General features: G+C 59.3%; 13 protein-coding genes. 4 read left to right on the forward strand and 9 right to left on the reverse strand.

The window, feature by feature from the left end; translation table 11 throughout:
• Window positions 1-63 precede the first annotated feature (63 nt).
• The 3 genes from BLO49_RS06800 to BLO49_RS06810 all read left to right on the forward strand — a co-directional run bounded on the left by BLO49_RS06800 (window position 64) and on the right by BLO49_RS06810 (window position 3,014).
• Window positions 64-1,788 (forward strand): methyl-accepting chemotaxis protein, encoded by a 1,725-nt coding sequence (locus tag BLO49_RS06800; RefSeq protein WP_090645848.1) that lies wholly within the window; start codon window positions 64-66, stop codon window positions 1,786-1,788.
• 220 nt (window positions 1,789-2,008) lie between these two features.
• On the forward strand, window positions 2,009-2,392 hold the full coding sequence (locus tag BLO49_RS06805; RefSeq protein ID WP_090645850.1) for a hypothetical protein: 384 nt from the start codon (window positions 2,009-2,011) through the stop codon (window positions 2,390-2,392).
• A 247-nt stretch (window positions 2,393-2,639) separates the two neighbouring features.
• A complete protein-coding gene (locus BLO49_RS06810; RefSeq protein WP_090645853.1) occupies window positions 2,640-3,014 on the forward strand; it encodes a hypothetical protein in 375 nt (124 codons plus the stop codon).
• A 108-nt stretch (window positions 3,015-3,122) separates the two neighbouring features.
• Here the strand turns inward: BLO49_RS06810 and BLO49_RS18665 are convergent, their stop codons facing one another.
• A complete protein-coding gene (locus BLO49_RS18665) occupies window positions 3,123-3,257 on the reverse strand; it encodes a hypothetical protein (RefSeq protein ID WP_281187214.1) in 135 nt (44 codons plus the stop codon).
• A gap of 347 nt (window positions 3,258-3,604) precedes the next feature.
• Here BLO49_RS18665 and BLO49_RS06815 point away from each other — a divergent pair, with 347 nt between their 5' ends.
• Window positions 3,605-4,123, forward strand: a complete 519-nt coding sequence (locus tag BLO49_RS06815; protein WP_090646240.1) for a TIGR02281 family clan AA aspartic protease — start codon at window positions 3,605-3,607, stop codon at window positions 4,121-4,123.
• Here BLO49_RS06815 and dusA read toward each other — a convergent pair.
• The 8 genes from dusA to BLO49_RS06855 form a co-directional block, all read right to left on the reverse strand.
• Window positions 4,107-5,159: a tRNA dihydrouridine(20/20a) synthase DusA gene (gene dusA / locus BLO49_RS06820; protein ID WP_090645855.1), complete on the reverse strand. Its 1,053-nt coding sequence runs from the start codon at window positions 5,157-5,159 to the stop codon at window positions 4,107-4,109. The genes BLO49_RS06815 and dusA overlap by 17 nt on opposite strands.
• A 253-nt stretch (window positions 5,160-5,412) precedes the next feature.
• Window positions 5,413-7,491 carry an alpha-L-arabinofuranosidase gene (locus BLO49_RS06825; RefSeq protein WP_090645858.1) on the reverse strand — a complete coding sequence of 693 codons (2,079 nt, stop codon included), beginning with the start codon at window positions 7,489-7,491 and terminating at the stop codon, window positions 5,413-5,415.
• A gap of 163 nt (window positions 7,492-7,654) precedes the next feature.
• Entirely contained in the window at window positions 7,655-10,327 is a 2,673-nt protein-coding gene (locus BLO49_RS06830) for a glycoside hydrolase family 3 protein (RefSeq protein ID WP_342670330.1), read from the reverse strand.
• Window positions 10,328-10,540: 213 nt separating this feature from the next.
• The gene (locus BLO49_RS06835; RefSeq protein WP_090645860.1) at window positions 10,541-11,551 is read right to left on the reverse strand and encodes a zinc-binding alcohol dehydrogenase family protein; all 1,011 of its coding nucleotides are present in this window, start codon (window positions 11,549-11,551) and stop codon (window positions 10,541-10,543) included.
• Between the two features lie 227 nt (window positions 11,552-11,778).
• Window positions 11,779-13,890: a glycoside hydrolase family 43 protein gene (locus BLO49_RS06840; RefSeq protein WP_245678887.1), complete on the reverse strand. Its 2,112-nt coding sequence runs from the start codon at window positions 13,888-13,890 to the stop codon at window positions 11,779-11,781.
• 48 nt (window positions 13,891-13,938) lie between these two features.
• Window positions 13,939-16,374, reverse strand: coding sequence for a glycoside hydrolase family 95 protein (locus BLO49_RS06845; protein WP_090645863.1), 2,436 nt, complete (start codon window positions 16,372-16,374; stop codon window positions 13,939-13,941).
• Window positions 16,375-16,379: 5 nt separating this feature from the next.
• Window positions 16,380-18,317, reverse strand: a complete 1,938-nt coding sequence (locus tag BLO49_RS06850; RefSeq protein WP_245678888.1) for a sialate O-acetylesterase — start codon at window positions 18,315-18,317, stop codon at window positions 16,380-16,382.
• A gap of 49 nt (window positions 18,318-18,366) precedes the next feature.
• Complete coding sequence (locus BLO49_RS06855; RefSeq protein WP_090645865.1) at window positions 18,367-19,935, reverse strand: alpha-N-arabinofuranosidase; 1,569 nt, start codon at window positions 19,933-19,935, stop codon at window positions 18,367-18,369.
• Window positions 19,936-20,732: the final 797 nt, after the last annotated feature.

Raw genomic sequence — 20,732 nt, forward strand, 5'->3', positions numbered from 1 at the left:
GATGAGACAGTCTGAAAGAAATTCAACGCCTTAATCCTATTTAAAGTTTGTCAGGGGCCAAAAATGACGAAACCCAGTACCGCTAATCCGACCGGCGGATTCAAGCTCTCGAACCTGTCGTTTACCGTAAAATTCATGGCGCCGGCCGCCGTCGCCACCGCTCTTATGGCCGTACTGGCCTTCGGCGCCATCTATGTCATGAACGGCCAGGGCAAGACCATCGACGATATCAACACCAAAGCCCTGCCGCAGGTTGTCGAACTGGGCGACATCAAGTCCTCGATCAAGGAAGCCAATGGCCAGCTCTATAACGCCCTGACCAAGAAGGCCACCGACCCGTCGGCCAATGCCTCGGCCACCGTCACCAAGGTCACCGAGGATCTCGGCAAGATCGAAACCCGCGTCAAGACCGATGGCGGCAAGGCCACCGATCCGGCGCAGAAGAAGCTGCTCGCCGACCTGGCCAAGGAAGTGAAGACCTACAAGGAAGCCGTCGAATTCGCCGGCTCGGTCATGGATGTCGACTTCACCTCGGTCGGCCCGATGATGGCCCAGTTCGATGACGGCTACGCCAAGATGTCCGATATCAGCGACCAGTTGATCAAGGCCAATGTGGCCGCCGCCACCAAGGCCGCCACGGACGCCAAGGCCGCCCAGACCGCCGGCATCAGCTTCCTGACCATCTTCGCCGTCATTATGGCCTGCGTCTCCGGCGCGATCGCCTTTGTCTTCTCGCGCGTCACCGTTACCGGCATCAACCGCATTGCCAAGACCACCGAGGAACTGGCCAACGGCAACCTGAATGTCGACATTTCCGCCCTCGCCCGCCGCGACGAGCTGAAGTCGGTCGTCGACAGCCTCAATGTTTTCAAGTCGAACGCCGAGGAGAAGGAACGCCTGATGGCCATCGAGGCCGCCACCTCCAAGACCCGCGAGGAACGCGCCCGTCAGATGGCTGAACTGGCCGAACGCTTCCGCCACGAAGCCCAGGACATGCTCGACGCGCTCAGCAATGCCGCCTCCGACCTCGACGCCAACGGCCGCACCCTGCTGACCATCGCCCAGGAAAACGAGCGCCGCTCTCAGGATGCCGTGGGCTCGATCCGCAACTCGGCCGATAACGTCCAGAACGTCGCCTCGGCCACCACGGAACTGTCGGCCTCAATCGGCGTCATCGGCGACCAGGCCGTTCGCTCGGTTGAAATCGCCGCTGAAGCCGTTTCGGAAGCCGACCGAACCAACGATTCCATGGCCGAACTCAGCCGTGCCGCCGACCAGATCGGCGAAGTGGTCGACCTCATCAACGCCATCGCCCAGCAGACCAACCTGCTGGCCCTGAACGCCACGATCGAATCCGCCCGTGCGGGTGAAGCCGGCAAGGGCTTCGCGGTCGTCGCCTCGGAAGTGAAGTCGCTGGCCCAGCAAACGGCCAAGGCCACCGACGAAATCCGCGAGCGCATCAAGGACATCCAGGCCGCCGCGCAAAACGGCGTCAATGCCATCAAGGGCATCGGCGAAACGATCAAGCACATGAACGAGATCGCCTCCTCCATCGCCGACTCGGTCCATCAGCAGGGCGACGCCACCAACGAGATCGCCCGCAATGTCAACGAAGCCTCGGATGGCACCTCGATGGCCTCGTCTTCGGTGTCGCAACTCTCCGCTTCGGCCGCCGATACCGAAAAGGCGTCAACGGAAATGCTGGGCGCCGCCAACCAGTTGACCCAGCGCACCGAAGCGATGAGCGAGAATATCCGCCGCTTCCTGGCGGAACTGACCGCCGCCTAAACCACGCCAAAGCCTGCATGGCCCGCAGGCTGGACGCTGAAAAATAAAACGGAGACACTGAAAAGTGTCTCCGTTTTTTAATGGAATTTTAACCATATCGCTTTGCGGCATGATTCACGCGATATTAAACCTTCGGTCGTATACAGTTTGCACGGGCCTGACAGAACCTCCTCCTGGCCCCTCAGAACCCTGTTGTAAAAACCTGCGTGAAAGTTGCAAAATGCAAACCTCGACCTCCAAGGCCCTCCTGGCCGGCGCCCTCGCTCTCTCCTTCGCCCTCGTCACCACCCAAGCCTTCGCGGACTGCGATGAAGGCCAGGAAACCATGGTCGGCAAGGCCATCGCCACCGCCGCCAGCGCCAAGATCGCCCCGGTCGTGCCGACGCAGACCAAGAAGATGATCAACCTCGAAACCTGCGACGCCGCCGGCGGCGCCCTGGTTTCGGAATTCAAGTTCAACGTCATCGGTTCGGACGGCCTGTACTGGGTCACCGGCACCGCCAAGGTCTCCGGCGGTCAGGTCGCCGACATGAAGTTCAGCGGCCTGAGCCCGAACCTGGCTGCCGCCTCGACCAAGGCCGGCGTCAAGCTCGCCGCCAACTAAAACGAATAGGAAGGCTTTGGGCCTTCATATTTGCGGAAAATGAAAAAGATGCGGATTTTTTCCGCATCTTTTTTTGTGCCTCTTTGGTCGCTCGCCGGCCATTAACCTTCGCCTGTTTGACCTCAAGGCATCACGGCCGTTGCCGTTAAACTTCCTTAAGAAAGGCTTTTCGCCTGATTTAACTTAATGTTTTCCTCTCTCGTATAACATTGGTCTTACCCTGAAGAACCTCAAGGAGAGAAACAAAATGATAAAGAAGACCCTTTTCGTGGCCGCCGCCATCCTGACCCTGTCGGCCGCCGCCGCCCACGCTGCCCCCTGCACGGATGACCAGGAAGCCACTGCAGGTATGCTGGCCGCCGGCATCGGCAAGACCGCCGTATCCAAGGTCGTCGCCGTCACCGGCAAACAGATGGTCAATATCGAAGCCTGCGAATTCCGCGCCGGCAGCTACCAGGTCGATTACAAATATAATTTCCTGGCCGCCGACGGCCTCTACTGGGTCGAACTGTCGGCCAAGTTCGGCGCCGACGGTTCGGGCGCCACCACGAAGGTCAACAGGTCCAGCCCGAACATGGCCGCCGCCGAGGCCAAGGCCGGCGTCAAGCTGGCCGCCAATTAAAACCTGGCCAAACGGCCTGAAGATTTTTTAACTTCAGACAAAACCCCTCGTGATTGCTCACGAGGGGTTTTGTATTTCGGATTCGATAAAAGGCGCATCGCCTTTTATCTACTTCCGATTGATCGGCTTGAAGTCCTGCGGACGACTGACCGCGCGGGATTCCTTGCTGCGCGGACTACCGAAAAGCCCGCCGAACAGGGCGAAGGAAGTCATGGCGTGTTGCTTCTTGTCTTGGTCTTGCATGGGTTGCGTCTCCTTTTCCAAATGCATGAATGGACCAGAAGACGCGGCGCAGCTCGCAGGGGTTTTCACCCTCTCAGTCGTCGTCGCGTCGTGAATTAACTATGTCAGAAAATTCTCCCATTGCAAGAACTAATCCGAACACGGAACAAAATATTTTTATAAATAAATATAATATATTGATTTTATGTCTTTTAATGTCGATGCGAGCGATTCAAGTTTACTCATTTTAACAAATATCGCCTTTTCATTTGATTCATCATAAAGCAACCCTCTTTGGATAGGATGCGCAAAGGGTCAAAAGGACTCTCCGGTCGCTTCAGGCCGGAATGGCGCGGAGTGTCAGTTTCATGTTCAAGTCAGCGATCGTTTTGGGCAGCGCCGTCTTCTGCGCCGTCCTGGCCGGCACAGGGGTTCTGTCGCTGGGCCAGCACACACCCCAGGCTGATTTTGCCGCGACCGAGGCCACCAGCTCTATTGACGTGAACACAACTACCAATACCCATGTCACCGCCATCCCCAAGGCGAAGGACGGCCATTTCTGGGCCAATGCGACGGTTAATACCCGTGCCGTGCGCTTCCTTGTCGATACTGGCGCCACGGTCGTGGCCCTCACCCCGGCCGATGCCCAGCGCCTCGGTTTTGACGCCAAAAGCCTGACCTATGATCGAGAAGTCACCACCGCCAACGGCAAGACCTATGCCGCAACGGTCAATCTCAGCGTAGTCGGGATCGGCCAAAGCACGGTGCGCAATGTCGATGCCATGGTCGTCAAGGACGGGCTGACAACCTCCCTGCTCGGCATGAGCTATCTCGGCCGGCTGTCACGCTTTGAAGCCACGCCGTCGAGCCTTATCCTGCATCCCTGATCTGTTCGTAAGCTTCGCGGCGCGCCTCGACCGCCGCCAGCGCCTCGCGCACTGCGGCAATCGCCCGGTCCAGCACCTCAAGACCTGCCCCCGGCGCAATCGACTCCACCGTCATGATGCGGCGGAAAGCCCTTGCCCCCGGCAGGCCATGCATCACGCCCAGCATGTGCCGCGTCATGTGCGACAAAGGCACCCCAATGGCCAGTTGGCCGGCCATATAAGGGCGATAGGCATCCAGCGCCTCGAAGGGCCCCACATCCGTTTCAGCACCAAAAAACAGCCGATCCACCTGGCCGAGCAGGGCCGGTTCATGGTAGGCGGCGCGACCGAGCATGACACCGTCAACGCCGTGCGTCAGATGGGCCCGCGCCTCTTCCAAAGTGCCGATGCCGCCATTGATGGCGATAGTCAGATGTGATTTGGCGCGCTTCAGCTCATAGACCAGTTCATAGTCGAGCGGCGGGACATCGCGGTTTTCCTTGGGCGACAGACCCTTCAGCCATGCCTTGCGGGCATGGACAGCGAATGAGGTGACACCGGCCTTTTCGCAAGCCTCCACAAGGGCGAACAGGCTGTCGCGCGGTTCCTGGTCATCGACACCGATGCGGCACTTGACGGTCACCGGCAAGTCTGTCGCCTCGATCATGGCCTGCATACACTCGGCCACAAGTTGCGGCTCACGCATCAGGCAGGCGCCGAACGCCCCGGATTGCACCCGGTCAGACGGACAGCCGCAATTCAGATTGACCTCTTCATAGCCCCAGTCCTCGGCGATTTTCGCGCACTGAGCCAGTTCATCCGGCTCTGAACCACCAAGCTGCAAGGCGACGGGGTGCTCAACTTCACTATAACCCAGCAGACGTTCACGGTCGCCATGGATCACCGCCTTGGTGGTGACCATTTCCGTATAGAGCAATGCGTGACGCGTCAGAGTGCGATGGAAGGCACGGCAATGCCGGTCCGTCCAGTCCATCATCGGCGCAACCGAAAATCGGTTATAATTACTATCTATAAATTTTTCTTTTTTATCAGTCATTTAAAAATGCATTGACGAAAATTATTCAAACCAGTTCTGACTATTTTCGCCCGTTTTTATGACGCCAGGGACATCATTTATGGATTGTTGTGTCGTATGATGTACCGGCCGATGTACTCTAAAATCAATAATAATGAAATGAAAACCCTTCAAACACGCAGTCGAAAGGTTTGAAGCAAGGGGTTTTATGCATTGGGCATCAGCGCAAGGCCAGCGCGCCGTGGCCAAACCAGGCGCGCTGGACTTTGCATGATTATGCCAGTTTATACTCAAACAGCGTAATGCTGGTGGCCGGAAGGGTCAGCGTGCCGGCACGCGGATTGAACTGACCTTCCTGTATGGTCACCTGGGGGGCGGCCCCGACCTTGTTTTGCGCATCCAGTCCCGGCGCGGCCAGGCGCCAGGTTCGGCCCGCTTTTGCGGGAGACACGCCATTGATCGTCATTTTGAGGGTCTGAACCGCCTCGTTTGCATTGACCACTGAGACAATCAGCGACTTGCGGTCGGCGGTCAGCGCCGCGGAGACATCCACCGGCCAGGTGGCGCTGCCGGTATTGACGCTCGGCTGATCGCCGCCGATCGGATACTTCGGCGGCGGAACGGGCGATGTGCCGGTGACGGCCACGGGGATGACGCCGAAATGCTGGTTATAAAGCTGGAACACCCGCCCGGTGGCACTGATGACCGAATCCGTGGGCGAAATATCGAGCCAGCCTGTCGCCATGGTGTATCCGGCCGCTTCGATGAAATCGGTGTGGCGGAAAAATTCATGGAATCCGGAGGCGATGGCGAGGCATCCCTTGTAGTCCGCACCAAAATGATAGGCCCATTCGTCGAAGAAGACCTTAATCTTGCCGTCATTCAGCACCGGGAAGGCTTTCTTGTAAGCGTCCCAGCAATCCGCCATGGTCTGGATGCGCTGCGCCATGCCGCGCGACCATTCATTGAGCGACGGCTGAATATCGACCAGCTTGCCGGTCGAGAGGTCGTAGTGCTTGTTTTCCGGTGGATAGGCATGGGTCTGGAGGGCATCGAAGCGGCCCATACAATTCTTTAACATGCCATAGGCCCAGTCGCGTTCAGAACCGATGGCGACCTGCGGCTGGCCTTCAATAAAGATGCCCTGGCCGGTCGTCATCTCGTCGGCAAAGCCGCCGGGCGCCGCGATATAGATGGTCGGGTCTACCGCGCGCATGGCATCGACGAACAGATTGTGCTTTACGTAATACTGTTCGGGCGCGATGTGTCCCATCTGCCAGTGACCATACATCTCATTGCCGACATCCCAATACTTGACACCCCAGGGTTCGGGATGACCATTGGCCGCCCGCTTGGCGCCCCATTCGGTCGTGGCTGCGCCGTTGATATATTCGACAATTTCAGCGCCCGACCGCGGTGAGTCGAAGCCGGTGCTGATGCACCAGTAGGGTTCCGCCTTGATAAGCTGCGCCATGTAGAGCAGTTCATCAATGCCCACATCGTTGGGCTGGGCGAAATTCCACACCGGATCAAGGATCGGCGGACGCTTGTCGCGGTCACCGATCGTAAAGTGCCAGTCATAGGCGGAGATAAAGTTGCCGCCGGGCATCCGCATGATCTTGCAGTCCATCTCGCGCAGGCGCGCGATGACATCCGGACGGAATCCCGCGATATTGTTGGCCGGCATCAGGGAGACGGCGCCGATGCGGAACCTGCCCGTGCCCGTACCGGTGATTTCCAGGCGGCCATCCAAGGTAGCAGCCCCGCAATCGAAGGCGAGCGGCACGGTCGCCCAGTCGCCAGACGTCGCAATGCTGACGCTCTGCCGCTGGGCCGGACCATCGCCCCAGATCAGGGTCGCGGTCACTGCCACGCCCGGATCGGCCGCCACGACGACGCGACCGGTATAGGCCTGTTTGCCAAGTCCCAGACCAGACTGGAAGATACCCAGAGCATTGTCCCCGTCCAGATGAATCACGGGGCTATGCGCGCCGACATAGGCCCCCTTGGGGTCCATACTCACGGTTTCGTCACTGCCCGTCGGGTGCCACTTCCGGGCCGGGCTGCGCCGGCGGCCACCGGCGGCAGCCGGTGCAGGCTCCGGCTTGACCACCGGCCAGTAGAACTTGCGGTCATCCAGGACCTCGCTCCACAGGCTGTCATTGATCAGGTCGGCGATGTGCTCAATGAAACCGCCATAGATGAAGGGGGAAATGGGCGCCCCGAGACGGCCGGTATCAATCGTGGCACCGATCGCAGATCCGCTGGCCGCGTAGGCGGGCACGGTGATGGCAAAACTCAGGGCACCCAGGCTGGTTAAGGCGCTGCGGCGCGACAGATCCGTCTTTTTCATAGTTACAATTCTTTCCCTGTTTTTTGATTTTACTGTCTTTGACCCCGGAATTGCGGATTGCGCTGGAGCGGGATGCATTTTGATAGAATCAAAACGCCCGCTCCAGGCTTTTGTTTGTCGCGCAATTTATCCGATAAAGTGGTTTCCACTTTATCGGATTGCGCTAAGGCGCCAGCGTCAGGTGAGAGGTCACCGTGACGGTAGCGGAAGCGCCGGCGGCTTTCGCCAGCCCCTTGCGGTTATCGGGCTGGCCGCCGCCAACCCAGATATTGACCTTACCGGCCTTGACCGAACGCGTGCCATCCGCCTCAACCGTGCTCAGGGCGCGGCTGTCGAGCGTAAAGCTGACCGTTTTGGTCTCCCCGGCTTTCAGGTGAATGCGTTCAAAGCGTTCCAGCGCGCGGATCGGCGCATTGGCAATATCAGGGTGGCTGAGATAGAGCTGAACAACTTCGTCGCTATCCACGCCGCCGGTATTGCTGACCTGCGTTGACACGGTCAAGGCCTGGTCGGCGCGCACGCGGCTGGCGGAAAGCTTGACCGGCGCATACCGGAACTGCGTATAGGACAGGCCGTAGCCAAACGGATAAAGGGCTTCACCCTTGAAGTACCGGTAAGTCCTGCCCTTCATGCTGTAATCATTGAAGGCCGGCAACTGGTCAACCGAGCGGTAGAAGGTCATCGGCAGGCGCCCCGCCGGGCTGTAATCGCCGGCGATGAGGCGAGCAACGGCCGCACCGCCCTGACCGCCGGGATACCAGGCCTCAACAATGGCTGGCACATGTTCGTCCGCCCAGTTGACACCCAGCGCGCTTCCATTAACAAGCACCAGAACAACGGGCTTGCCGACGGCGCTCACCTGCTCAAGCAGCTTTTGCTGAACGAGCGGCAGGTCAATACTCGTCCGGTCGCCCCCGGAGAAGCCCACCGCATCAACGTGCATCTCTTCGCCTTCGAGGCGTTGAGACAGACCGGCCGTGAATACGACCAGGTCCGAATCCTTAGCTGCCGCCACGGCGGCCTGAGCACCTGTGTCGGACGGGATGCTCCATAACAGCTTTTCGTCGCCTTTCGCCTCACGCTGGAAAGATTCCACGCGGATGGAATTGCGGCTGCCGGCTTCAAGGCTGACCTTGCCGGTGGCTGTGGACGGCCGCCAGTCGACGCGCCAGGCATCGACCACCAGCTTGTCATTGACCCAGATGCGATAGCCGCCGTTCGCGTCATAGCGGAAGCGATACTCGCCGCTTTCAGGCGCGGTCAGATAGCCTTCAAAACGTATGGCGCCGCTGCGTTGCTCGCCGCTCCAGGCCTGATGAACGCCCGTGTCCGTTGAGGTCGCGGCCGGCGTTCCCGAAACGTCGTGGGAGTTGAAGCGGCTGACATTTACGCCTTTTGCCGTGCAATCCTTATCCCGGCACAGGACATCGTCCGGTACGACGGACATCATCGGATCAATCAGGCCAGACCCTTGCGCATAGTGTATTTCCGCATTGGGGAATCGCGCCCGCAAACCCGCCAGAACCGTCACGGGATGGGACGGATCGCCATTATAATTCCCGACCAGGGAGTCGATGGAGTCCGCATTCGGACCGATCACGGCGATCGAGCGCGGCTCGGACTTGAGCGGGAGCAGATTGCCTTCATTCTTCAACAGAACCATGGCGGATTCTGCCACGCGTTGTGACAGGTCGCGATTGGCCTGGGTATCGTAATCTGCCGCGGTAATTGACGGGAAAACCTTTGGCGCCGGATCGAACTGCCCCAGTTTGAAGCGCGCGGTGAACAGGCGCACCAGAGCCGTATCCAGGGTCGCTTCTGGCAGCAGTCCCTTGCGCACGGCGCTGGTCAGGTGGTCGGCCTCATTGGCGTTGCCGCAGATAAGATCCGTGCCGGCCTTGAAGGCGGCGGTGACGCCCTCTTCGGGCGTGGCGCTGTAATGATGGGAGGTCTTGTAATAGATGTCACCCACCGCGTCGCAGTCCGAAACCACATAGCCCTGGAAGCCCCAGTCCTTGCGCAGGTGCGTGACGAGCAGATCGGTATTGGCGCAGGCAGGCTCGCCATCGATGGCATTGTAGGCGCACATGATCGACCCGGCCTTGGCTTCGGTGATCGTGGCGCGGAAGGCAGGCAGATAGGTGTCTTCCAGGTCGTAACGCGAGGGGTTGACATTATCCCGGTGACGGCCGGATTCAGGTCCGCTGTGGACGGCATAATGCTTGGGCGTGGCCACGGTACGGTAATAGACCGGATCGTTACCCTGCAGCCCTTCGACGAAAGCGACGCCCATACGCGAGGTCAGGTATGGATCTTCGCCATAGGTCTCCTGTCCCCGGCCCCAGCGCGGATCGCGGAAGATGTTGATATTGGGGGACCAGACGGTCAGCCCGCGGAACCAGTCCGAGCCGCCAAAGCGATGAAGATGTTCCAGGTTCTTGGCGCGAAATTCAGTGCTGATCGTATCGGCAACCTGATGGATCAGCGGCGTGTCGAAGGTAGCGGCCAGCCCCACGGCCTGGGGGAAGACGGTGGCATTGCCGGCGGCGGCCACACCATGCAGCCCCTCGTTCCACCAGTTATATTCGCGGATTCCCAGGCGCGGTATGGCCGGTGCGTCATTGATGAGCTGGGCGGTTTTTTCTTCCAGAGTCATGTGCGAGACCAGATCGGCGGCCCGCTGTTCCGGAGACAGAGCCAGATCATGATAACCTTGCCCGTCGAGTGGATTTTGCGCCTGGGCCGGCGTCTGTGCGACGACCGACATAACAAGGGCGAGTGCGGTTAAGGCAATGTTGCGGCCACGACAAATGCGCGCCGGTTGGGCATAGTTCATATTGGACTCCCTGTTCGCAGTTTTGCGGACTTTATTATTGGTCAAGCCGTCTTTCTGATAGCGCTACCATAGAAAAGCGAACTTGAAAAGACGATTTGTCTGACTTTACAAACGCAAAAATGCGGTCACGGAGAGGTATTTTGATGCCGCCACGGCATCGCAAAATCAAATATAAGAGAGCCACCTGACCTTATCTCAGGCAAAGACAGCGAATTACAGGTTCGCGATTGCCTTTAATACCTTGCCCTGGTTCTCGATCAGTTCCTTGATTACCACCGGTGTATCCGTCAGATCAAAATTGTGCGTATTGAGAATGCGGCTGGGGATTTCGCCCGAGCGAATTTTCGAGATCACGTGATCGAAGTCCTCTTTCGTCGCATTGCGGCTCCCGAGGAGTGTGGTTTCCCGTTTATGGAATTCCGGGTCCGAAAAGGAAATTGTGTTTTTCACCACACTGACCAGAACATATCGGCCACCGTGGGCGACATAGGAAAAACCCTTTTCGATCGCCTGGCCACTCCCCGTCGCATCAAACACGACATCAAAAAAGTCGCCGTTTGTTTGCGCTTTAAGGAAGTCAGGCAGCCCCTCTCCAAGCGCCCTCACATGTTTGATCCCGACTTTAAGATGCGCGTAATCCAGACGCTCAGAACTTGTGTCAATCAGCGTCACCGCCGCACCGGTAAACTGGCAGAAAAGCGCCACGCCGATGCCGATTGGGCCCGCGCCCACGACCAGCACCCTGTCCTGTTCGGTAACCGCGCCACGCCTGACGGCATGTGCTCCGACGGCGAGAAATTCTACCATTGCCGCCTGATCCAGTGAAAGGCCGTCCGCCGGAATCACGGCATCAGCGGGGACACAGAGGAACTCGGTCATGCCGCCATCGATGTGGACGCCAAGCACCTGAATATTAACGCAACAATTTGGCTTGTCCTTGCGACACGCCACACAGGTACCGCAGGGCAAGTAGGGATTGATGGTGACCACCTGCCCGACCTGCAAGGGCGAGCCTGCATCCACTTCCGCCACTTCTCCGGCCAGTTCGTGTCCCATAACGCGCGGATAGGCGAGGAATGGCTGATTACCCGCGAAAATATGATAGTCGGTGCCACACAAACCGACGCGCCGGATGCGGATCTTGGCCTCGCCAGGTTTGCGCTGTGGCAGGGGCCGATCCTCAATGGCCAGAGCGAAAGGCTTTTCACAGACTACAGTTTTCATTGGGTAAGACTCAACTCATCAAATTTTCTATAAGGCAGCAATTATCATATATGACAATTGACGTACAAGGCTCATCTTGTCCTCATGCGCGTGAAGCTGAGTGAAAATCCAAATCCCGCCCGAAATATACATAAGGCCGGCGCCGTGCCTCACCGGCCATCGCCGTCTCCGGAAAAAGCAGGATCGCACGCAGGCATTGCTTTCTTCGGAAAGGCAAAGGAGGCGTGTTACCGCCCCCCGCCGCCATTTCCTGACGCCTTATGCCAGCCGAATCTCACCCCATCCGTGCCATCCGGCAGGGGGCCGGCGCTATCGGCGATCACCTGAAGCGTCGCGGGATCAATTCGCAGGAAGCGGTCATTGGCCAGGGACATGAGGGTGAGTTCGCCTGTCAGGGTCTCGATCCACTGAAAGGTCTCACCTGGCCCCGGCGGTCCCTTTTTCAAAGAAACCTCACCAGCCCCGTTCACGCTGACAAACCGGTCGCCGGTCTGAAGGGCAACCCGGCCAGTCCCCATATTCAGCACATCAAATTCGCCGGGCGCCCCAGCGGCCAGTGCGTTGTCCTTGACGCCCAGCCCCTTGCCGCTGCCGAGTGAGGTCAGTTGGATGCGGCTCTTATACGGGATCGGCGTCATCGTGCCATGCGGGTGTTTCTGATAGAGATCGAAACGGTCAAAATCCGCATACCCGCCTGCCTTGCCCTGGTCATTGAAGCTGAACAGGGCATAGCGCACGCCCTGGAAGGTGGTGAGTTGAAAGACCATGGTGAAGGGATCGCCCAGGGGCGTAAAGGTCTTGCCGTCAACCGAGTAGCTGAAGCGGGCCTTTTCCGTCATGAAGTCGCAGTCCGCCCGCAACAGAATCTGGGCGGCCGGCGCCTTGATGCGCGTATACTGCCCTGAGGTCTGATCGAATACGGTCAGATTCAGCCCCTCCGCCGTCTTCTCGAGTCCGATCCAGGCATAGGGGTAGTTCAGCAAGGCCAGGCCCGCCGTATCTCCGGTCTGAAGATGTGCGCCATCAAGCGAGACCGTGGGTTCCGACTCAGGGCCAATGGCGCGCTGGGTCAGGCTGTTGCGGGCCTCCCAGAAGGATTTGGCCGGCAGGGTATGCAGCCGGAGGAAGCCTGGACGCTCCGCCAGCGACCATTGGCCATCGACCGGCACATGGTTCCATTGCCAGATGGGTTTGAGTGTACTTTCCGCAAAGCTGTCACTCCGCTCGAAAGGTACTTTTACGGGCTGAGGCGTATCCACCCTGGGCTTTTGCCAGGTCCTGGGCGTCCGGCCGAGATTTCCAGGCAAGCCGAAATAGGGCCAGCCGTCCTTCCATGTGACTGGCGACAGATTGACAAGCCGTCCGATGGAATTGGAATCCATCATCGACATGCCCCACCATTCACCTTTATCCGTCTGGACAATGCCGCCCTGATGCAGCGACAGGCTTTCACGCGCCGATGGGTCCGGCGGAGACAGGACAAAAGGAGGTGGCTTGCCGTTCAAACGATACCCCCGCACCAGGCCATAGTCCTCGCCCTGGCTGATCGACCGATTGACTTCGTAGGGGCCGTAAACCGAATCCGCTCGCGCAGCCGACATCCGCATCTGACCGGCATAGTTGGCGCTCAATATGTAGTATTTGCCGTCAAACTTGTAAAAATGGGCGCCTTCACCCATGCCGGCCTCCTTATCGAACAGGACCTTTTCCGTGCCCGGCACGATATCGGTCAGGTCATCGGTCAGCTGCGCGATGTGCATGGCCTGGTAATCCCAGACTACATAGGCTTTCCCGTCATCATCGAACAAGACGGACAGATCATGCAGCGACCGCTTCATCTCCCGGTGCGTCCACGGCCCACGCGGGTCGGTGGCCGTAAATATCTGGGTCATCCGGCCATTGACGTTGGAGAAGATATAGAAGGTGCCGTTATGATAACGGAAGCTCGGCGCCCAGATACCGCGTCCGTAGATATTGCCGCCTTCGAGCCGGTATTCGGGGCCGAGATCGAGTTTGTCCACCGCATAGGAGAGGAATTCCCAGTTGACCAGGTCCTTGGATCGCAACACCGGCAGGCCGGGCATGGTGTGCATGGTCGTGCCGGTCAGATAGAACCAGTCGCCGACCTTAATCACGTCCGGATCGGAAAATTCGTCATAGAAGATGGGATTGGTGTAGCTGCCATCGCCGTTATCAGCGGTCCAGGTTTCGGTTGACAGCGCCGCCGATGTCCCGGCGGCATTTGCGCCAGTAGCGGCGATCAACAAGGACGCACCCAACGCCGTACTGCCGATCAGGACGGCTTTCAGCAGACTTTCAACGGATATGGTCTTCATCATGTTCGCTCGTCGTTTCAATTTCAATTCGGCTTCGCGGAAACCGCTGGGTTAAACCGTCAGACGCGCGGTCCCGTCAGGACCGAGCGTCAGTGTTTTTTTCTGGTCTCGATAAATCAGGCGGGCGGTCTGTCCGGGCGTTCCCTTAAGCATGCAGGTCGTCAAAGCGCCGTCGCGCCACGCCAGATCAACCGTGAAAGCGCCGCGAGCCTTGAGCCCGCGCACTTCGCCGGTCGGCCAGGCGGATGGCAGGGCCGGAAGCACCCGGATATCGCCACCCCACGATTGCAGCAGCATTTCCATGATGCCGGCCGCGCCGCCGAAATTGCCGTCGATCTGGAACGGTGGGTGGGCGTCGAATAGGTTGGGATAGGTGCGCTGCGGCCCCACCAGATCCTTGAGAATGCGATAGGCGTGATCGCCCTCGCCCATCCGCGCCCACAGGCAGAGCCGCCAGGCGGTGCCCCAGCCCGTGGCCATATCACCGCGAACGGCGAGGGTTTTTTCCGCGGCGCGGATCAGGTCCGGCGTATCGCGGACATTGATCTGGTCGCTCGGATAGACGGCGTACAGATGTGAGACATGGCGATGCTGCTGTTCCGGCGCCCCCGCATCCCAATCCTCCAGCCATTCCTGCAACTGGCCGGCCTGACCGATCCGGTCCGGCGCCAGACGATCGTGCGTCTGCTTCAACTGAGCGAGAAAACCACCGTCTTCGCCCGTCAGTTGCCCACAGACGATCGTATGGGCAAACAGGTCGCGGATGATCTGACGGTCCATCGCCGGCCCGGCGCACAGGGAGGAGCCGAACGGATGCTGATTTTCAGGCGAAAGCGACGGCGAGGTGATCAGGCCGCGTCCTTTCGGGTCCTCGATCAGGGTATCAAGGAAGAACAGCGAGGCCCCCTTCATCAAGGGGTAAAGACGTGCCGGCAAGGCGCTTTCGCGGCTGTAATCGTAGTGATCCCACAGGCTGTTGCACAGCCACGCCCCGCCGCAAGGCCACAGCCCCCACATGGGGCCATCGATAGGCGCGCTGGCCCGCCAGATATCGGTATTGTGGTGCGCCATCCAGCCACGGGCATTGTACATCGCCCTGGCCGTTTTCGCGCCGGTCACCGCCAGTTCCTCGACCAGCCGGATGAGCGGCTCGACGCAAACACCAAGCCCCGCCGGATCGGCCGGCCAGTAGTTCATCTCGGTGTTGATGTTGATAGTGTATTTGCTGCCCCATGGCGGCGTGGTGGATTCGTTCCATATGCCCTGCAGGTTCGCCGCCTGCGTGCCCGGACGCGATGAAGAAATCATCAGGTATCGTGCATATTGGAAATAGAGCGCGTGGAGCCCCGGATCATCGGTCGTGGCGGCCTTCTGCACCCGCTGGTCTGTCGGTTCCAGATCGGCCGCGCCATGCCCCAGATCAAGCGTAACCGTCTGGAAAAGGGGTTGATAGTCCGCCAGATGCGTACGTTTCAGAGCCTCGTAGGATTTCAGCGCGGCCGCGGCCGTCTGTTGCCGCACCCTTGCCACCGGATCACCAGTGACGTCGTGGTCATTCACGAAGCTCGTAGCCGCGGCAATCAACAGGGTCACCGTTTTCGCTCCGCGCACCTGTAACCTGCCGTCCTGGAAGGTCACCTGACCATCGGACAGAATCTTCACCCGGAAGGCATAGGTTAGCGCCGCTGGTATCGTGTCGCCTTTTTCATTGCGCCCGGTGCACAGGATCGCCCCGGCGCCGTCAGAGGCGAGCGCGACGCCTTCCGGCAAAGGTTCGGCAGGCTCCGTCATTATCCAGTCGGTCGTCACCGGCGGCGTCAACTTGGCATCATGACCGGCATAGACGGGGCCGGGAATTTGGACCGAGCGCGGGCCGCGCCAGGTCACATCGAAACCAATGTCGGGTGACTTTCCTTCCATGCGCATGACCACGACCTGATCCGGTGACGATACGAAGGCTTCACGCCGAACCTTATGACCTTTGCCGTTGGAATAGGTGGTCGTCGTTATGGCGGTGGCCAGATCAAGCCTGCGTTCATATTGCGCCGGTTTTACTGCTCCTTCAAAGGTCAGCAGCACATCCCCCAAGGTGCCGTAGGCCATCTGGGACAAGGGGCGGCCCATCATCTTCTGGCTGGCGAGATCCGTCGCCGCCTTATATTCCCCCTCAGCAATCAAACGGCGAACCTCAGGCAGTGCGGCGTAAGCCTCGGGATTATCCGCCGAGTAAGGCCCGCCCGACCACAGGGTATCCTCATTAAGCTGGATACGTTCCTGCGCCACCCGGCCAAAGATCATGGCGCCCAGTCGGCCATTGCCCAGCGGCAGGGCCTCCTCCCAGAAACGGGCCGGCTGTTTATACCACAGCGCGTTGTTATAGCTGTTTTTTACCGGCGGTTTCGCGGTGGCGACGGATGAAGCCATGGCCAGCGCGGCCGTGGCCGACAGCACATCGCGGCGTGACAGGTGTTCGGATCGTGGTTTCATAGGTGTCACTTTGCGACGGGGGTTTCAAAGGTGCTGACCGGCAACTGCGCCGCGTCGAACAGATTGACAACCGGATAATCGGCCCAGGCATATCGAACCCGCGTGACCGGCTGGCCGTCTCCGCTCAGTCGAACATTAGCCCCGTCCACAACTCCCGTCGCATACCGGCAGGTATCTGGTGCATCCCCGCAGAGTTCAAAGCCGATCGCCACATGGCTGCTGCGCGTATTGAGCACACCGGTAACATCCGTGAAGCGGACAATAACCTCATTGCCGTTCAGGGTGGCGGTAGCAATCCGCGGCCCGGAGGCAGGGGTAGCGGCACCATAAGCCAGGGCCCGCATGGCCCGCGCCATGCGCCGCCCGACCTCATGCTTTTCTCCGGGGTGAATATCCAGCGGGTCGCCGAGATCAATCGTCGAGACAAACGCGGCATGGCCGTCATTTTCCGTCATCCGGCGCTGGGCGTCGCGCACATTGGCCCAGCCGCTCTCGCCGGGTGTCACGGCGGGCGGGCCATAGCCCGACAGTTCGATGATGACGAACGGCAGATCGGGTTGCGCAAACTGGCGGCGCCAATCCGTCGCCATCGCGCTCAGCCGTTTTTCATACCCCGGAAAATCCGTGTCGGATTCGCCCTGATACCAGGCCACGCCCTTCAGGCCATAGGCACCCAGCGGCGCGATCATGCCATTATAGGCCGTACCGGCGCCGCCCATATCTTCCCAAGGCGTGTGCGGCGGATTTTTAGGCGTCTGCCGGGCGATCGAATAAAGCCATCCCTCGGCCAGTGGCAGGGCATGGCCGTTGTCGAGCGCCAGCTTCATGGCATCGGCCGGTCCCCTCATGCCGCCATCGGCATAGGTGTTGTTGATATTGACGATAATGACATTCCGGCCGGGCTTGAGAATGCCCTTGGGCACGGTGAAAGCCTTCATTGGCCCGGTATCGGCCGTATTGCCCAGCGATTTGCCATTGATCCAGGCCATACCGAGGTCATCAAGCCCACCAAGGCTAAGCACGGCCGCCTGTCCGGCATCTGCGGCGCTCACATCAATGTCACGGCGAAACCAGACCATGCCGACATAGCTGGCCAGCGCCGGATCGCTCCACTTTTGCCAGACGGATATCGCCGGCACCGGCTTCCAGGTCAGTTGCGTTTGGGGCTGCCAGGGTTCACTCCCCGTCTTGTCACCGGTATTCTGGCGCCACCAGGTCTCCCATATGCCGTTTGCCACCAGGGCGGCCGCGCCGGGATCGTGACTGTAGAGCCTGAGCAACTCCGACCGCGCGCCCAGGCCTGCGGCCGCCTGCGCTCTCTCGCCCATCCACGGACTGATCTGGGTGCCGCCCCAACTGCTGTTGATGGCGCCGATAGGCACGCCTTCGCTTTTGCGCAGCTCTTTGGCCATGTAATAGCAGTTTGCCGAGAAATCCATGACGCTCTGGGGACCGGCCACCTGCCACGCGGCGGGACGGGCGAATGTCTCATCCGGCGCGTAAGAGACTTTCTTTTCGATCGTCATGAGCCGCAGGTCCGGATCGGCCGATGAAAACGCCTGGCCAAAGGCATCCTGCGCGCCCCTGACCGGCATTTCCATATTCGATTGCCCCGAGCACAAAAACACATCCCCTATTCGGACATCCTCGGAGGCGGCTTTTCCGGTGGCGCTTTCGACGCTCAGGGCAATCGGCCCCGCCGCTGAAATCGGATCAAAGCGGGCTGTGAACCGCCCTGCGCCGTCAGAAACGACCGCAGCACTTTTCTCTCCCAGCTTGACGGTGACCGTCTCACCGGACGTTGCCGAGCCGGTAATCGATACCGGTCGGCCACGCTGGATAACGGCATGATCCCCATATAACAGATCGAGCTGAGGCGCTGCCATTGCCGTGATCGGCAAACCGAGCATACCAGCCGTCAGCCACAAAACCGTCCTGTTCATCGCGCCGTTTCCCTTGCTTATGGCCCGGTCAGGCCATGTCCTCAGACGTTTATTGTTCCAGCGAGACAACCGTCACCGAAGCGGGCGCCACGGTGATGGCGAAGTGTCCGCCAGACGCCTTGACCGTAACCGGCTTCGGCGAAACGGTATTCGGCTTGTCAAACGTATTGGCGCTGGTGATCTTGGCCGCCGTAAGGGTCTGCCCCACGGCCTTGCCCGCCTTCAGCCCCGCCGCCGACAGATCGAAGGTCGCCGGCTTTTCCGGGTCGATATTGGTGATCGCCACCCAGGTCTTGCCGTCCTTGCCCTTCGCCGCGATGGCGTCGACACGCGGCAGGGTGACGCCGCCATAGGCATAGCTGCCGGCATCGAAGTTGACCGGAATAAAGGTGGCATCCTGGAACGGCACATACATGTGGAAGACATGATAGGTCGGGGTGAGCAGCATCTTGTCCTTATCGGTAATGATCATGGCCTGAAGCACGTTGATCATCTGGGCGATATTGGCCATCCGGACACGATCGGCGTGACGGGCGAAGATATTCAGGTTGAGCGCCGCCAGGACCGCGTCGCGCTGCGTATTCTGCTGCATCAGGAAGCCGGGATTGGTGCCGGGTGTGGCCGCATACCAGGCGCCCCACTCGTCCACCACCAGGGCGATCTTCTTTTCCGGGTCGTACTTGTCCATGATCGCGCCGTGCTTCTTGACAAGATCCTCCATACCCAGGGTGTCCTTGAGCATCACGGCATATTCCTTCTCGCCGAAATCAGCCGAATTCTGCGACACCGGGAAACCGCCGCCCGTTGTGTAGGAGTGCAGTGACAGGCCTTCGATGTTCCACGCCCAGCTATGATCCTTCCAGGCCTTCATGACGGCTTCGGTATAGGGCGTATCTCCGCCACTGGGGCCAACGGCGATGCGGCTCATGGTCTGGGCCGGATTATAGTTGCGCACGAAGCGGGCGTGCAGCTTCATCAGGTCGACATAGAAATCCGGCGTCATCGCGCCGCCGCAATCCCAGCTTTCATTGCCAAGACCCACAAACGCGACCTTATAAGGCGCCTCATGACCATTCTTCGCCCGCTCGGCCCCAATGCCGTCGGCCTTGTCGGCGGTCATGTATTCCATCCACTCCGCCGCCTCGCCGGGCGTGCCTGAGCCGACATTGACCGAAACATAGGCTTCGGAGCCGATCTGACCGATAAAATCAAAGAACTCATCGGTGCCAAAGGTGTTGGGCTCGATGACGCCGCCCCAATTGGCGTTCATAGATGGCTTGCGCTCCGGGCCGATGCCGCGGCGCCAGTGATATTCGTCGGCGAAACATCCGCCCGGCCAGCGGACGTTCGGCACATGCAAGTCCTTCAGCGCCGCTACCACATCGTTACGAATGCCGCGCGTATTAGGAATGGACGAGTCCTTGCCGACCCAGATGCCGCCATAGATGCCCTCACCGAGATGCTCAGCGAACTGGCCAAAAATGTGACGATCGATCGTCGGCCCCGCCTTGCTGACGTCGAGCGTCAGGGCGATTGGCGCCGGTTTTTCCTGGGCGAACGCCCCTGAGGCGGGCACGGCGGATAAGATGGCAAGGGCGCAGAGAAGCGTATGACGCATGACTTTCCTCTAGGGTCTGTTAAGTCTGTGCCTCGACGTCGACATAACCGCTCGGCGTCGAGGGACAGACTTAACGGATCAGTTGAAAGGATGGGACTGGAAGCGGTCAGCATGCCCTGTCGTCACGCCTGGCGAAACCGACCCCTTAAGGGTCTCAGCCTTTTGCGAGCTTGCACTATTGGCCTTTGCAGCCGGCCTGAAGCCTGCTGGCAAGCCAGCCCATAACCCTGTCGCGCCGCGGCGCGATTTGTAAGACATTTTAATCTCCCTGTACGACTCTCACGTCGCTTATTTTTTGAGACAGGTGAGGGGCCACTCAATCGCTTCCTCATGAAACCTACCGGTATTTCTTCGCCCTAAAGCGCGGGCACAAACCGAAAGCATTTCAATCCCATCAAGCCCGTCCGGACTGTTTTAAGGTTGAATATCGCATCTGTCAGACAATTAAAAGCATTTTTATAAACGGAAATCATTGTCCAAAACTCCCGACCAACAATGCCTTTTACCCGCCTTCCTTACCCCCTCCTGCGGATCACAGGCCGTGCGCCTTGCATCCTTAAAATTTTATGATAGCGTTACCATCGCCAAAAGTGCCACCTTTGCGTGATCTTGTCACCAACAAAATGAAGCGCGGAAAACCGATTGGCCAATCACGGATAGCCTGCCCCATGTTTTACATGCGGCTGTGCTTTTCATAAATAAATTTGGAGGAAATGTCATGGAATTGAGAATTAGCCCTTACATAAACAGGCTGTTACGAGCGGCGAGTGCCTGTTTTGCTACCGTTTTAATCGGCG

The organism is Asticcacaulis taihuensis, assembly GCF_900100255.1.
GTDB lineage: Bacteria > Pseudomonadota > Alphaproteobacteria > Caulobacterales > Caulobacteraceae > Asticcacaulis > Asticcacaulis taihuensis.